This window comes from Halovibrio sp. HP20-59, assembly GCF_033052795.2.
Taxonomy (GTDB): domain Bacteria; phylum Pseudomonadota; class Gammaproteobacteria; order Pseudomonadales; family Halomonadaceae; genus Vreelandella.
In genome coordinates this window covers 74,905-89,993 of record NZ_JAWJUW020000015.1, presented here as the reverse complement: position 1 = coordinate 89,993, position 15,089 = coordinate 74,905, and the positions used below count along the sequence as shown (strand labels likewise).

General features: G+C 55.7%; 11 protein-coding genes and 2 tRNA genes. 2 read left to right on the top strand and 11 right to left on the bottom strand.

From position 1 onward, the window contains the following. The 8 genes from RZA33_RS15565 to RZA33_RS15530 all read right to left on the bottom strand — a co-directional run bounded on the left by RZA33_RS15565 (window position 1) and on the right by RZA33_RS15530 (window position 7,130). Window positions 1–74 (bottom strand) — tRNA-Arg (locus tag RZA33_RS15565). 44 nt (window positions 75–118) lie between these two features. Beyond that, window positions 119–211 (bottom strand) — tRNA-Ser (locus RZA33_RS15560). 131 nt (window positions 212–342) lie between these two features. Further along, complete coding sequence (csrA, locus tag RZA33_RS15555) at window positions 343–531, bottom strand: carbon storage regulator CsrA (RefSeq protein ID WP_317508623.1); 189 nt, start codon at window positions 529–531, stop codon at window positions 343–345. Window positions 532–723: 192 nt separating this feature from the next. Next, window positions 724–1,974 (bottom strand): aspartate kinase, encoded by a 1,251-nt coding sequence (locus tag RZA33_RS15550; RefSeq protein ID WP_317508622.1) that lies wholly within the window; start codon window positions 1,972–1,974, stop codon window positions 724–726. Window positions 1,975–2,120: 146 nt separating this feature from the next. Next, the gene (gene alaS / locus RZA33_RS15545; RefSeq protein ID WP_317508621.1) at window positions 2,121–4,730 is read right to left on the bottom strand and encodes an alanine--tRNA ligase; all 2,610 of its coding nucleotides are present in this window, start codon (window positions 4,728–4,730) and stop codon (window positions 2,121–2,123) included. Between the two features lie 214 nt (window positions 4,731–4,944). Beyond that, the gene (locus tag RZA33_RS15540; RefSeq protein WP_317508620.1) at window positions 4,945–5,409 is read right to left on the bottom strand and encodes a regulatory protein RecX; all 465 of its coding nucleotides are present in this window, start codon (window positions 5,407–5,409) and stop codon (window positions 4,945–4,947) included. 24 nt (window positions 5,410–5,433) lie between these two features. Next, window positions 5,434–6,510, bottom strand: coding sequence for a recombinase RecA (recA, locus tag RZA33_RS15535; protein WP_317508619.1), 1,077 nt, complete (start codon window positions 6,508–6,510; stop codon window positions 5,434–5,436). A gap of 89 nt (window positions 6,511–6,599) precedes the next feature. Beyond that, window positions 6,600–7,130, bottom strand: a complete 531-nt coding sequence (locus RZA33_RS15530) for a CinA family protein (protein WP_317508618.1) — start codon at window positions 7,128–7,130, stop codon at window positions 6,600–6,602. A 118-nt stretch (window positions 7,131–7,248) separates the two neighbouring features. On the opposite strand from RZA33_RS15530, the gene mutS reads away from it, so the two are divergent. Together mutS and fdxA are read left to right on the top strand one after the other, a co-directional pair. Beyond that, window positions 7,249–9,810 carry a DNA mismatch repair protein MutS gene (mutS, locus tag RZA33_RS15525; protein ID WP_317508617.1) on the top strand — a complete coding sequence of 854 codons (2,562 nt, stop codon included), beginning with the start codon at window positions 7,249–7,251 and terminating at the stop codon, window positions 9,808–9,810. A gap of 302 nt (window positions 9,811–10,112) precedes the next feature. Then, a complete protein-coding gene (gene fdxA / locus RZA33_RS15520) occupies window positions 10,113–10,436 on the top strand; it encodes a ferredoxin FdxA (RefSeq protein WP_317508616.1) in 324 nt (107 codons plus the stop codon). A 513-nt stretch (window positions 10,437–10,949) separates the two neighbouring features. On the opposite strand, the gene eno is transcribed toward fdxA, so the two are convergent. From eno to RZA33_RS15505, 3 genes are read right to left on the bottom strand one after another with little or no spacing between them, the layout of a single operon-like run. Continuing rightward, window positions 10,950–12,239: a phosphopyruvate hydratase gene (eno, locus tag RZA33_RS15515; RefSeq protein WP_317508615.1), complete on the bottom strand. Its 1,290-nt coding sequence runs from the start codon at window positions 12,237–12,239 to the stop codon at window positions 10,950–10,952. Window positions 12,240–12,286: 47 nt separating this feature from the next. Next, window positions 12,287–13,162 carry a 3-deoxy-8-phosphooctulonate synthase gene (gene kdsA / locus RZA33_RS15510; protein WP_317508614.1) on the bottom strand — a complete coding sequence of 292 codons (876 nt, stop codon included), beginning with the start codon at window positions 13,160–13,162 and terminating at the stop codon, window positions 12,287–12,289. Between the two features lie 13 nt (window positions 13,163–13,175). Then, window positions 13,176–14,831 (bottom strand): CTP synthase, encoded by a 1,656-nt coding sequence (locus RZA33_RS15505; protein WP_317508613.1) that lies wholly within the window; start codon window positions 14,829–14,831, stop codon window positions 13,176–13,178. Window positions 14,832–15,089 lie beyond the last annotated feature (258 nt).

The window sequence follows — 15,089 nt, the reverse complement described above, 5'->3', positions numbered from 1 at the left end:
TGCGCCCGGGAGGATTCGAACCTCCGACCCCCTGATTCGTAGTCAGGTACTCTATCCAGCTGAGCTACGGGCGCATACCTTGTGCGTAACAAGTTACCTTACCTTTTAGCCATGCAATTGGCGGAGAGAGAGGGATTCGAACCCTCGATAGGGCTATAAACCCTATACTCCCTTAGCAGGGGAGCGCCTTCAGCCACTCGGCCACCTCTCCTCAACGGCACGGCGCGAATATTACCGATTTAGGCTTACGCTGTCTAGCCTTGCGCCGATTTTTTTCGCGCCGCCTTACCTTACCCGCAACACATAACAGGGCGGTACGCGGTAGAAACAGGGGTATAACCCTTAATCCACCTCGTTCTCACTGTCTCTTTCGCGCTGAATACGCTGATAGATTTCTTCGCGGTGGACCGCTACATCTTTCGGCGCATTAACACCAATACGCACCTGATTTCCCTTCACCCCTAGCACGGTGACAGTGATTTCATCGCCGATCATCAGGGTTTCGCCAACACGGCGAGTCAATATGAGCATGGCTGATCTCCTTCTCAGACGTTTTTGTGCAACGGGCTGTGTCTACCGGGGCACCACCATGCCATTATGCGGCATAGCAGCGCCTGTCACCAATGGCTCCGGCTCCATGACACCTTAACCTCCCGTTGAAAGAAAGCCCACGACCACAAGGCAGCGAGTACCCATCAGCGTAGAAGGTTTAAGGTATTAGTGTTATTCAGATTCGATATCTGACTTATCTAGGCCAAACGCTTTGTGTAACGCGTTAACGGCCAGCTCCATATGCTTCTCATCAATCACTACCGAAATTTTGATTTCAGACGTTGATACCATACGGATATTGATGTTTTCGTCAGCCAGCACGCGGAACATTTTCGACGCAACACCCGCGTGTGAGCGCATACCCACACCCACTAACGAGACCTTGGCAATATTGTCGTCACCACGCAGATCACCACCACCCAGATCAGGAATCACCGTCTCTTCAAGCAGTTTTTTGGTGGCCTTATAATCGCCTTTGGCGACAGTGAAGGTGAAATCAGTATAGTCGCCAGCAGGCGCCACATTCTGCACGATCATATCGACTTCGATATTGGCATCGGCGATCGGGCCAAGAATACGCGACGCCACACCTGGTACGTCCGGAGTGTTAAGAAGCGTTAATTTCGCTTCGTTTTTCGTAAAGGCGATACCGGAGATCAGTGGTTCTTCCATGGTGTCCTCGTCTTGGTCTGCTTCTGCAATAATTAGGGTACCGGGGCCGTCTTCAAAGCTCGACAGCACCCGCAGGGGCACATTGTATTTTCCGGCAAACTCTACCGCGCGAATCTGCAGCACTTTAGAGCCGAGACTGGCAAGCTCCAACATCTCCTCCACGGTGATGCTCGTTAAGCGCTGAGCTTTAGTGCATACGCGGGGATCAGTGGTGTAAACGCCATCCACATCAGTATAAATCTGACATTCATCGGCACCTAGCGCCGCGGCCAAGGCTACCCCAGTGGTGTCGGAACCGCCGCGCCCTAAGGTGGTTATATTGCCGTCTTCATCAACGCCCTGGAAACCGGCAACCACCACTACTTGCCCGGCTTCTAGATCAGCCTTCAGGTCGTCGGTTTCAATGCGCTGTATACGCGCCTTGGTATAGGCACTATCAGTATGTATACCGACCTGGGCGCCCGTGTGTGACGTGGCTGGCACGCCGATTTGCTGAAGCGCCATGGCGAGCAACGAAATAGTCACTTGCTCGCCGGTGGACAGCAGCATATCCATCTCACGCGGCGCTGGCTCGTCGTTAAGTGCCTGTGCCATATCGGTAAGACGATTAGTCTCGCCGCTCATCGCGGAGACCACTACCACCACCTGATGGCCTTGATCGCGGAAGCCCTTAACCTTTTCCGCCACGGCCTTGATACGCTCAACAGAGCCCACCGAAGTGCCGCCGAACTTCTGTACGTATAGTGCCATATGCCGTTTTTCCTATGCGTTCGGGAATGAAGGGTTTGATTACATTACGTTCCAGGAACCTTTGATTAACGTCATAAGCGCAATAGTTAATCAGAGATCTCCTAAACAAATAAGGCCGGTGACAATAATGCCACCGGCCTCGGAGTTTAGCTAAGTACGTTTTCCAACCATGCCGGTACGCTCTTCAACGCATCCGGCAAAGCGTCAGGCTGATTTCCCCCAGCCTGAGCCATGTCAGGGCGACCGCCCCCCTTGCCGCCTACCTGGGAGGCCACATGATTGACCAGCTCGCCGGCTTTCACACGGCCGACCAGATCCTGGGTGACCCCCGCGGCCAGGCTGACCTTGCCCGCCGCCTGGTCGGCAACGCCGAGAATAATCACCCCAGAACCAATCTTGTTCTTAAGCTGATCAAGAATACCGCGCAAATCTTTGCCCGAGACGTCGTCTAGCTGGGTGGCAAGCAGCTTAACGCCGTTGACCTCGGTTACCTGACTGAGCATGTCGCTACCCGCCGCGCTAGCTAGCTTGGCCTTCAACTGCTCAAGCTCTTTTTCCAAGCTGCGGTTGCGCTCAACCAGCGACTCTACCCGTGCCTCGACCTGCTCAGGCTTGGTCTTCAAACGCTCGCCCAAGCGTTCAATGCGGGCTTCCTGCTCACGGAAGTAAGCCAGTGCGTTTTCACCGGTAATCGCTTCGATACGGCGTACGCCGGAGGCAATGCCCACTTCGCTCATCACATGGCAGCAGCCAATATCGCCGCTGCGCGCCACGTGAGTGCCGCCGCACAGTTCAATAGAGAAATCATCCGCGCCAATCGTCAACACACGCACGTTGTCGGCATATTTGGCCTCAAACAGCGCCGCTGCGCCCTTGGCTTTGGCTTGATCCAGGCTCATCTGCTCGATCTTGGTCGGCGCGTTAGCCAAAATCTGCTCGTTGACCAGCCGCTCGACTTCTGCCAATTGCTCGGTGGTCATCGGTTCGAAATGGCTAAAATCGAAGCGCAGGCGCTCGGCGTTGACCAATGAACCTTTCTGCTGCACGTGGTCACCCAGTACCATGCGCAGCGCTTTATGCAGCAGGTGGGTGGCAGAGTGATTGCGAATGGTGGCTGTGCGTAGACTGGCATCCACTTCACCGCGCACGTTGGCACCAACGCTTAGCGAGCCGTCTACCATCACGCCCTGGTGAAGGTGATGGCCGCGCTGCTTTTGAGTATCCGTTACCTGGAAGCGGCCGCCGTCGACATACAGGTAGCCGGTATCGCCTACCTGGCCGCCTGACTCGCCATAAAAAGGCGTGCGGTCGAGTACCACGACACCCTTCTGACCCGCCTCCAGCGCGGCCAATGCGTTACCTTCGCTGTCGACTAGCGCGGTTACTTTAGCCTGATCTTGCAAGCGGTCGTAGCCGGTGAAGGCCGTCTCACCATCCAACTCAATCGAAGCGCTGTAGTCGGCGCCGAACTGGCTGGCCGCCCGGGCGCGCTCACGCTGGGCCTCCAACGCCTGCTGAAAGCCCTCTTCGTCCAGGCTAACGCCGCGTTCACGACAGACGTCGGCGGTGAGATCGAACGGAAAGCCGTAGGTGTCGTAAAGCTTAAAAACGGTTTCGCCCGGCAGCACCTTGCCATCCAATTCGGCCAGCGCAGCATTCAAGAGTCCCATGCCGTGATCCAGGGTGCGCGCGAACTGCTCTTCTTCTTTGAGCAGTACCCGGACGATTTGATCGCTGGCCTCGCGCAGCTCTGGGTAGGCGTCGCCCATTTCAGCGTCTAGCGCCTCAACCAGCTTGTGGAAGAACGGCTCTACCGCGCCCAGTTTGTGACCGTGACGGATCGCGCGGCGAATGATCCGCCGCAGCACATAGCCGCGCCCTTCATTGGAAGGCAGCACACCATCGGCAATCAGGAAGGCACAGGAGCGAATGTGATCGGCAATCACGCGTAGCGAAGGCGTGGCGGTATCGGGGTGGCCGGTCGCTTTGGCAGCGGCGTGCAGCAGGTTCTGGAACAGGTCGATTTGGTAATTAGAGTGCACACCCTGCATCACCGCGGCGACTCGCTCCAGCCCCATACCGGTATCGATGGAGGGCTTGGGCAGCGGATTGAGCGTGCCTTGGGCATCGCGATCAAACTGCATGAACACCAGGTTCCAAATTTCGATGTAACGGTCGCCATCCTCTTCCGGACTTCCCGGCGGGCCGCCCCACACCTCAGGGCCGTGGTCAAAGAAGATTTCTGAGCTGGGGCCGCAGGGGCCGGTGTCGCCCATCTGCCAGAAGTTGTCTTCATCCAGCTTGGAGAAGCGCTCAGGATCAATCCCGATCTCATCTTTCCAGATACGCTCGGCTTCATCATCGCTGATGTGGACTGTTACCCAGAGTTTGTCTTTGGGTAGCCCGAGCGTTTCGGTTAAAAACGTCCAGGCGAAGCGAATGGCATCGCGCTTGAAGTAATCACCAAAGCTGAAGTTACCCAGCATTTCAAAGAAAGTGTGGTGGCGTGCAGTATAGCCCACGTTGTCTAAGTCATTATGCTTACCGCCCGCACGTACGCAGCGCTGCGCAGAAGTAGCGCGCACGTAAGGGCGCGGATCGCGGCCCAGAAACACATCTTTAAACGGGACCATGCCAGCATTGGTAAACAGCAGCGTCGGGTCGTTGCCCGGCACTAAAGAGCCCGTGGGCACAATCGTATGCCCCTGCTCTGCGAAGAAGGTGAGAAAGGCCTGTCTAATCTCTGCGCTTTTCATAGGGTATCCGTAACAATAAAGCGTGATGTCCCAGGGCGCTGTTGCCGCTACCCTAAGGGGTCGCAAAGCAGCCATTATAGCGCAGTTATCAAACGACTAAAGCCGCACTTAGTGGCAGAAAGGCAAACAGCGATGCGAACAACGAGGTGAACAAGCGTATTAGAGCGCCGTAAGAAATGTAAGAGGGTCGGTTTCACAGGCGGGAGAAAACGTTTTACAGGCAGGAAAGCGCATAGCGGATTTGCTCAAAATCGAAACCGCGATTGGCCAGAAAACGCTCGCGCCTAGCGCGTTCTTTGGGCGTCTCGCCGGGGCTTTCAAAGCGCCGCGCCAGGGTCTCTCGGGCCAGCTCAAACCAGTCGATATTTTCGCCCTCCTCCACCGCTTCAAAGGCAGCGCTAAGCGTCTCTTGATCGACGCCCCGCTGGCGCAGTTCGCCTTTAATACGAATTACACCCTGGCCGCGCAGAATGCGTGAGCGTACGAAAACTTCAGCAAACCGCGCGTCAGACTGCAGCCCTTGTTCTATCAGCGTATTCAGACAATCATCGATAGCCGCCTCGTCGAAGGCTTTTTTTTGCAATCGCTGGGCCAGTTCGGCGCGGGAATATTCGCGCCGAGCCAGTAAGCCAATAGCAATATCACGAGGCGAGGCATCCCGCTGCGAGGTAAAGGCCATCAGATTGTCTTGGCTAACATTGTCTTAGAGCAGGTCGTCGTCACCGGCATCCGCTTCAGCCGCTGCTTGTGTGGGCGTTTCTTCTACTTTCTCCTTTTTAGGCTCAGGCTTGGCCAGGAGCTGTTCACGTATCTGGGTTTCGATCTCGAGCATAACGTCAGGGTGCTCTTCCAGATATTGGGCAGCGTTCGCTTTACCTTGGCCGATTTTCTTACCCTTGTAGCTGTACCAAGCACCGGCTTTATCAACGAGGTTGCACTGCACGCCCAGGTCAACTACTTCGCCGGCATGGTAGATGCCTTTGCCGTAAAGAATCTGGAACTCAGCCTGACGGAACGGAGGCGCTACTTTGTTTTTAACCACTTTAACGCGGGTTTCGTTGCCGGTGACTTCATCGCCGACCTTCACTGACCCCGTACGACGAATATCCAGGCGTACACTGGCGTAAAACTTAAGCGCGTTACCACCGGTGGTCGTTTCAGGCGAACCAAACATCACGCCGATCTTCATACGAATCTGGTTGATGAAGATCACTAGGCAGTTGGCATTCTTGATATTACCGCTGATTTTACGCAAGGCTTGCGACATCAGCCGCGCCTGCAAACCAACGTGAGTATCACCCATTTCGCCTTCGATCTCAGCACGCGGGGTTAGTGCCGCAACCGAGTCAATCACAATGACGTCAACGCCGCCGGAGCGTACCAGCATGTCGGTAACTTCTAACGCCTGCTCACCGGTGTCCGGCTGGGAAATCAGCAGGTCATCCAGGTTCACCCCTAGTTTTTCGGCATAGCTCGGGTCCAGGGCGTGCTCAGCATCGACGAAGGCACACACTTTGCCTTGCTTTTGCGCTTGCGCGATCACCGAAAGGGTCAGCGTTGTCTTACCCGAGGATTCCGGACCAAAAATTTCAGCCACGCGACCAAACGGCAAACCGCCGATGCCGAGGGCGATATCCAGACCCAGCGAGCCTGTGGAAACCGACGGCATGACCACGCGCGGCGCGTCGCCTAGACGCATGACGGTGCCCTTGCCGAACTGACGGTCGATTTGGGTGAGTGCAGCGTTTAGCGCTTTGGTGCGGTTGTCATCCTGAGCCATTCAGAGATTCCTCATAACAAGCTGTATAATTAGCCAGTAGTATGCCAAAGATTGACGACTAAACAAATCCTCGACAGCATATTTAACGATTATTTCTTTCTACTGTTTTGGGCCTGATCCATCAAGTGAGCCACCAGCCCTACCAGCGCCTCCTGCACGGCTTTCTCACGCACGGCCTGGCGATCACCTGAGAAATGAAAGCATTCTGCCCGCTGACTTTCGGCATTGCCCCACGCAAGCCATACCGTACCGACTGGTTTGTCGTCGCTGCCGCCATCCGGCCCGGCGACACCACTCACGGCAACGCCCATGTCGGCACCACTTTCCCGGCAGGCGCCCGTCACCATGGCGTTAACCACCGCTTCGCTTACCGCACCGTGTTCAGCAAGCGTGGCCTCAGGCACTCCCAGCAAGCGCGTTTTGGCCGCATTCGCATAGGTCACATAACCGGTCGTAAAATAACCAGAGCTACCTGCAACAGCGGTAATGGCACTGGCAATACCGCCGCCGGTGCATGATTCTGCAGCGGTCACTTCCACACCCAACTGCTGACAAAGCTGTCCCAGCCGCTGAGCCAACCGGGTTAGATCAAGATTTTTCAAGCTCGCTTCGCTGGGCACTGTCGCCGCTCCTTCAAGTGAGTCGTCTGTTCAGCGTAGAATAGCGTGTTTAGCTTTCTCAAAGAACAGAACATGCCGTAAGCCGAGATGGCTTGCGCTACGCTTAATCAGGATGCCCATGTCACAGGCTATTCCCGCCAACACGCCAATGATCACGCAATATTTAAAGATCAAACGTGAACACCCCGAGGTACTGCTGTTTTACCGCATGGGGGATTTTTACGAGCTGTTTTTCGACGACGCCAAGCGCGCCGCGGCGCTGCTGGACATTACCTTGACCCAGCGCGGGCAGTCAGGCGGCAAACCGATCCCCATGGCAGGTGTACCCTATCACAGTGCCGAGGGCTATTTGGCCCGCTTGGTAGCCGGTGGTGAATCGGTGGCCATTTGCGAGCAGATTGGCGACCCAGCTACCAGCAAAGGCCCTGTTGACCGCCAAGTGGTGCGCATTGTCACCCCTGGCACGCTCCACGATGAAGCGCTGCTTGATGCCCGCCGCGACAATGTTTTGGTCTCGGTTGCGCCTGGAAAAAACAGCTGGGGCCTAGCTTGGCTAGAGCTCTCCAGCGGCCGCTTTAACGTGCTGGAAGTGGAGAGCGAAGCAGAGATGCTCGCGGAGCTGACGCGCCTCTCCCCCGCTGAACTACTGGTGCCCGAGAGCCTCACGCTGCCCGATGCCTGGTCGCAAAAGCGCAGCCTGCGCCGCCAAGGTGAGTGGTTGTTTGATTTGGAAAGCGCCACCCGCAGCCTCTGCGACCAGTTTGAAGTCCAGGATTTACGCGGCTTTGGCTGCGCGCATTTAACCACCGCGCTGATAGCCGCCGGCGTGTTGGTAGACTACGCTCGCGATACCCAACGCTCTCGCCTGCCCCATGTTACCGCGATCAGCGTCGAGAACCGCGACGACGCGGTGGTCATCGATGCCGCCAGCCGCCGCAATCTGGAAATCGATATCAACCTGGGCGGCAGTACCGACAACACCCTGGCCAGCGTGCTGGATACCTGCACCACTGCCATGGGCTCACGGCTTCTCAAGCGCTGGCTCAACCGCCCGCTACGCCAACGCGATGTTATCCAGGCCCGCCATGCCGGTGTTGCGTTATTAAGCTTGGAAGCGGCTTATATGCCGCTGCGCGAGACGTTGAGCGACGTCGGCGACGTAGAGCGCATTCTGGCCCGCGTGGCACTTTACAGTGCCCGCCCCCGCGACTTGGCCCGCCTACGCGATGCGCTGGTGACACTCCCCGATCTGGAGCAACAGCTCAGCGAGGTAGAAAGCGGCAGTGCCTTGGACAGCCTGCGCCCGCATATTCGCCCCTACCCGGAAATGGCCGATATGCTTAGCCGCGCGCTGGTCGACAATCCGCCGGTAGTGATCCGCGATGGCGGGGTGATTGCCGCTGGCTTTGACACTGAGCTCGACGAACACCGCGGCATGGCCGAAAACGCTGGGGACTACTTGATAAAGCTAGAAACCCGCGAGCGCGAACGCACCGGGTTGGCCAACCTGAAAGTCGGCTACAATCGGGTACACGGCTATTTTATCGAGCTACCCCGCGCCCAGGCCCAGCAAGCGCCCGCCGACTATATTCGCCGCCAGACGCTTAAAAATGCCGAGCGGTTCATTATCCCCGAGCTCAAAGAATTTGAAGATAAGGCGCTATCGGCTAAATCCCGCGCGTTAACGCGTGAGAAATGGCTCTATGATCGCTTGCTGGCCGATCTCAACGAAAGCCTTCACGCACTGCAAGGCACCTCGCAAGCGCTGGCGGAACTGGACGTGCTGTGTGCCTTTGCCGAACGCGCCGAAGCGTTAAACTGGGTACGCCCAGCATTAAGCGAGACCACAGGCATTCAAATTAACGCCGGTCGGCACCCAGTCGTCGAACAGGTCAGCGAAACGCCCTTTGTGCCCAACGATGTGACGCTTAACCCCGACCAGCATATGCTGATTATTACTGGCCCCAACATGGGCGGTAAATCAACTTATATGCGTCAAACGGCGCTGATTGCCCTGCTCGCCCACTGCGGAAGCTTTGTGCCTGCCGATGCCGCTGAGATCGGCCCGTTGGATCGTATCTTTACGCGCATTGGCTCCTCGGATGACTTGGCTGGCGGCCGCTCTACCTTTATGGTTGAGATGACCGAAACCGCCAACATCCTCCACAATGCCACTCAGCAAAGCCTGATCTTAATGGATGAGATTGGCCGCGGCACCAGCACCTTTGACGGCTTGTCGCTGGCCTGGGCTAGCGCCGAGCATCTCGCTAAAAGCCGAGCACTCACGCTATTTGCCACCCATTATTTTGAAATGACCGCCCTACCTGAGCAGATCGAAGGGGTGGCCAATATCCACCTAACGGCGACCGAGCATGGCGACAGCATTGTGTTTATGCATCGCATTGAAGCGGGCCCGGCCAGCCAGAGTTACGGCTTACAGGTGGCGCAGCTAGCGGGTGTACCCAACCACGTGATTAAGCGTGCCCGCGAAAAGCTGATGAGCCTTGAACAGCGCGATGTAGATAACAGCGTAAAAGAGCCCCGAACGGCGCCGCAGCAAAACGACCTATTTGCCGCCGCGCCGCATCCAGTGGTCGAAGCGTTGGAAACCGTCGATATGGACGGATTAACACCTAGGGAAGCGCTGTCACTGTTGTATCAGTGGCGAGACCTGATCTAATAGTACTCATAACTTGGAAGGCCGTAAGTGAGCTTACTAGTGCCAGTGCAGGTTGGAGCGAGGGTCTTTTTCCAAGGATGGAAAAAGTAGCGCCCAAGGATGGGTTCACAGCGCCCTCGCGGAAACCTGTACTGGCATGGCTACCAACAGAGATAGCTCTGAAACCATATGGCGCTTGCCGCCGGGTAAGCGCACCTCTAGAATGTGGCTCAAACTTTTAGCTTATAAAAAACGGCTGATTTATAACCATTCACGATTGACCATGGCTGGGAGTATCCCGGCCCTGCAAGAGGGATAGCAAGATGACGTTTGTCGTTACCGAGAACTGCATCCAGTGCAAATACACCGACTGTGTGGAAGTCTGCCCGGTCGACTGTTTTTACGAGGGTCCGAACTTCCTAGTTATTCATCCGGACGAATGTATCGACTGTGCGCTGTGCGAGCCCGAGTGCCCCGCCGAGGCGATATTCTCCGAGGACGAGCTACCGGATGGGCAGGAGACCTTTATCGAAATTAATGCCGAAATGGCCGAAGTATGGCCTAACATTGCTGAGAAAAAAGACCCGCTGCCCGACGCCGAAGAGTGGGACGGCAAGCCAGGTAAGCTGGAGAAATTAGAGCGTTAAACGCGCTAACAATTCAAAAACCAGCAGGCAGCTTTTTTTAAAAGCTTTCTTCAAAACCAGCGATTGCGCTGGTTTTTTTTGCGCCCGTACCGGACACAAAAAAAGGCGGCCCGTAGGCCGCCCGCTCCAAGCATTTCCTCTGACCACTCCTTGTATCAACTTCCTCGGATAACGTCCCTGCCAGAACCTACTTCACTGTATCACCTGGCGTATCCGACCTTTCATCCCGCTGCATTCTGCCTAAAGCATCCTTGCCTCCCCTTGTCCTGCGCTTATTGTGGCAGATCTCGGCGGCTTCTCAACAAAGCCACAACGCAATAAGGCGAGTCGTTGAGACTCGCCTTGTTTTAAAAACCACTTTAAAAACAATTATTTAAACTTAAATTAGCCAAAAAAAACGTCATTTATCAACCCAAACCGAGCGGATTTCGTCGGCATTTGTAAGATATCTCTTACAAAATCTTGAGACATCTCTTACAAACAGTCGCGAAAAGCTCGCCCGGTATTGGCACTTTATTGCCCTTTAATGGCTTTCAAGCCTGGGTAAGTAACGTTCTCAAGCTCGGCCTCAATCACCAACAAGCGGTTGTACTTGGCAACGCGATCAGAGCGGCACAGTGAGCCCGTTTTGATCTGACCGGCACAGGTGCCCACTGCCAAATCCGCAATGGTGGTGTCTTCGGTTTCACCGGAGCGATGCGAAATAACCGCCGTGAAGCCTGCATCCTGGGCCATCTTGATCGCATCCAACGTCTCGGAGAGCGAGCCGATCTGGTTGAACTTGATCAGGATCGAATTACCGATCTGCTCATCAATACCGCGCTTGAGAATCTTGGTATTGGTGACGAATAGATCATCGCCCACCAGCTGTACTTTATCGCCCAGCTTGTCGGTTAGCGCTTTCCAGCCTGCCCAATCAGACTCATCCATGCCGTCTTCGATAGACACAATCGGGTAGTCAGCGCACAGACCCGCTAAGTAATCGGTAAAGCCTTGGGCATCGTAGCTTTTACCTTCACCGGCAAGATTATACTGGCCGTCTTTGTAGAACTCAGATGATGCACAGTCCAGCGCCAGGGTAACGTCTTTACCCAGGTTATAGCCGGCATCTGCCACGGCTTGTTTAATCACCGCTAACGCATCTGCATTAGACGCCAAGTTTGGCGCAAAGCCGCCCTCGTCACCGACGGAGGTAGAGAGCCCTTTGGCGGAAAGCACTTTCTTCAGCGCATGGAAAATTTCCGCGCCCATGCGTAGCCCTTCGCGGAAGTTAGGCGCGCCCACCGGCTGCACCATAAACTCCTGGATATCGACATTGTTATCCGCGTGCTCGCCGCCGTTGATGATATTCATCATGGGTACCGGCATGCTGTACTGACCCGGCTGGCCGTAAAGCTCGGCAATGTGCGCGTACAGCGGCACGTCTTTGGCATTAGCGGCGGCTTTAGCCGCTGCCAGGGAAACCGCCAGAATCGCGTTAGCGCCCAAATTAGCTTTGTTCTCGGTGCCGTCCAGCGCCAGCATGGCGTCGTCTAAACCGCGCTGATCACGCGCATCCATACCTAGCAGCGCATCACGAATTTTGCCATTCACCGCATCGACTGCTTTCAGCACGCCTTTACCCAGGTAGCGCGACTTATCGCCGTCGCGCAGCTCTAAGGCTTCCCGGGAGCCGGTTGAGGCACCGCTGGGGGCACAGGCTTCACCGACGGCGCCGCTGGCTAGGCGGACGTGCGCTTGTACGGTCGGGTTACCCCGCGAATCCAGCACTTCCAATGCACTGATAGCAACAATTTTGGTCATGGCAGTATCCTTTCCTGTTAGTCAGATAAAATTATTAATATAACGCCTTAGCGAATCGTTAGCGGCTCAAACCCTTTAACCAGCGCATCCAACTGGGCAAGCTGAGTCAAGAACGGCTCTAACTGATCCAGCGGTAGCGCACAGGGGCCGTCACATTTGGCGTTGTCAGGGTCAGGGTGAGCTTCTAAAAACAGCCCTGCAAGGCCGACAGCTACCCCGGCTCGCGCTAACTCCGCCACCTGGGCACGACGACCGTCAGCGCTGTCTGCCCGCCCACCGGGACGCTGCAGCGCGTGGGTCACATCAAAAAATACCGGATAGCCGGTTTGCTTCATATCACCAAAGCCCAGCATATCAACAATCAGGTTGTTGTAACCAAAGCTTGAGCCACGCTCGCAAAGCATCAGCTGGTCGTTACCGGCTTCCTGGAACTTGCTGAGGATATGGCGCATTTCATGGGGCGCCAAAAACTGCGGCTTTTTGATATTGATGACCGCGCCGGTTTTGGCCATGGCAACCACCAAATCGGTTTGGCGGGCCAAAAAAGCGGGCAATTGGATAATATCAGCGACTTCCGCAGCCGCTTGGGCCTGCCAGGGCTCGTGTACATCGGTAATGATCGGCACGTTATAGCGGGCTTTGATGTCGGCCAATATTTGCAGCCCTTTCTCGATACCGGGGCCACGGTAGGAGTGAATCGAGCTGCGGTTGGCTTTATCAAAACTGGCTTTAAAAACGTACGGCATGCCCAGCTTCTGGGTCGCCGTAACGTAAGCGTGGGCAACCTCGTCGGCAAGTTCGGCCGACTCCAGCACGTTCATACCGCCCAATAGCATCAGCGGCAAGGAGTTACCGGCGGTTAAGCCGGCAACGTTAATATGACGCTCTTGTGGTTCATTCAAAGAGCGGTTTTGAGAAGACATAGGCGGCGCCACCTTATTCCTGAGAATGTGCGTGGGCGCGAGTACGCGCTGTTTTATGTTCTAACGCGGCGTTCACAAACCCCGAGAACAGCGGATGGCCATCCCGCGGGGTGGAGGTGAACTCCGGGTGGAACTGGCAAGCCACGTACCAAGGGTGATCGGCAAGCTCAATCACTTCGACTAACGACTGGTCGACGCTCTTGCCTGAGATAACCAGCCCGGCTTTTTCGAGTTCATCGACAAACTGGTTGTTAACCTCAAAACGGTGACGATGGCGTTCGACAATCTCGTCAGAACCATAGGCGCTACGGGCTTTTGTGCCAGATGCCAAATGACAAACCTGACCACCCAAGCGCATGGTGCCGCCTAGATCAGACGCCGCGTTGCGCAGTTCGATTTTGCCTTCTGGATTCAGCCACTCAGTAATCAGCCCTACTACCGGGTGCTGAGTATCACGGGTGAACTCGGTGGAATTGGCATCCTGCCAACCCGCTACGTTACGGGCAAACTCAATCACGGCCACCTGCATGCCCAGGCAAATACCCAGGTAGGGCACGTTATTCTCACGTGCAAACTGGGCGGTCATAATCTTGCCTTCCACGCCGCGCTCACCAAAACCGCCGGGAACCAGAATGGCGTCTTTCCCCGCCAACCGTTCGGTGCCGTGGTGCTCGATATCTTCGGAATCAATATAGTCGACGTTAACCTTGATACGCCCTTGAATACCGGCGTGAATCAGCGCTTCATTGAGCGACTTGTAGGCATCCAGCAGCTCCATGTATTTACCCACCATGGCGATGCTGACCGATTTGAGCGGATTGAGCTTGGCGTCCAGCACCTTCACCCACTCAGACAAATCAGCTTCGGGGGCTTCAAGGCGCAGCTTATCGCAGACAATCTCGTCCAAACCGTGCTCGTGGAGCATCAGCGGAATGCGATAAATCGTATCGGCATCCTGCAGCGGTACCACGGCACGCTCTTCGACGTTGGTGAAAAGGGCGATTTTGCGGCGTTCGCTCTCTTCCAGCTCAACTTCGCTGCGACAAATCAGAATATCTGGCTGGATACCGATAGAGCGCAGCTCTTTAACGCTGTGCTGAGTCGGTTTGGTTTTGGTCTCGCCAGCGGTTTTAATGTAGGGCACTAACGTTAAGTGCATAAACAACGCGCGGTTGGCGCCCTGCTCGCTACGGATCTGACGAATAGACTCCAGGAAGGGCAGCGATTCGATATCACCGACGGTGCCGCCAATTTCTACCAGCGCCACATCAAAACCTTCACCGCCGGCGTAAACGCGCTCTTTAATCTCGTCGGTGATATGCGGAATAACCTGAACGGTGCCGCCTAGATAGTCGCCACGGCGCTCTTTACGCAGTACGTGTTCATAAACACGCCCGGTCGTAAAGTTATTGCGCTGGGTCATCTTGGTGCGAATAAAACGCTCGTAATGCCCGAGATCAAGGTCAGTTTCGGCGCCATCTTCTGTGACGAACACCTCACCGTGCTGGAAGGGGCTCATGGTGCCCGGGTCTACATTGATGTACGGGTCGAGCTTGAGCATGGTGACCTTAAGGCCGCGGGCCTCTAAAATCGCCGCAAGCGAGGCGGAGGCGATGCCCTTGCCGAGAGAGGACACAACGCCGCCGGTCACGAAGATATATCGTGTCATGGATAACCTGTCGAAACGTGATCAGAAGGCACGGCAGAAAGCCACGCCGGGATGGGACGACAGGTTAGCAGAATACGACCTAAGGCTCAATTACGGCAGGAAGAAGGCTCAAAGCGCCGAGGATGATAGCCGATAGGCGGCCTGATCGCCCGACAAGTCTGGCTCCTACAAGGGCTGGGTGCGTGCATTAGGTTTTGTAGGAGCCCAATTCATTGGGCGATCAGCAATCATCGAGCCGCCGAAGGTGATGACCGGTAG

Bases quoted from the DNA above. Each gene is read 5' to 3' on its own strand.
- RZA33_RS15540 (WP_317508620.1), bottom strand. From the start codon at position 5,409: ATGGCCTTTACCTCGCAGCGGGATGCCTCGCCTCGTGATATTGCTATT.
- fdxA (WP_317508616.1), top strand. From the start codon at position 10,113: ATGACGTTTGTCGTTACCGAGAACTGCATCCAGTGCAAATACACCGAC.
- alaS (WP_317508621.1), bottom strand. From the start codon at position 4,730: ATGAAAAGCGCAGAGATTAGACAGGCCTTTCTCACCTTCTTCGCAGAG.
- eno (WP_317508615.1), bottom strand. From the start codon at position 12,239: ATGACCAAAATTGTTGCTATCAGTGCATTGGAAGTGCTGGATTCGCGG.
- csrA (WP_317508623.1), bottom strand. From the start codon at position 531: ATGCTCATATTGACTCGCCGTGTTGGCGAAACCCTGATGATCGGCGAT.
- RZA33_RS15505 (WP_317508613.1), bottom strand. From the start codon at position 14,831: ATGACACGATATATCTTCGTGACCGGCGGCGTTGTGTCCTCTCTCGGC.
- mutS (WP_317508617.1), top strand. From the start codon at position 7,249: ATGTCACAGGCTATTCCCGCCAACACGCCAATGATCACGCAATATTTA.
- kdsA (WP_317508614.1), bottom strand. From the start codon at position 13,162: ATGTCTTCTCAAAACCGCTCTTTGAATGAACCACAAGAGCGTCATATT.
- RZA33_RS15550 (WP_317508622.1), bottom strand. From the start codon at position 1,974: ATGGCACTATACGTACAGAAGTTCGGCGGCACTTCGGTGGGCTCTGTT.
- recA (WP_317508619.1), bottom strand. From the start codon at position 6,510: ATGGCTCAGGATGACAACCGCACCAAAGCGCTAAACGCTGCACTCACC.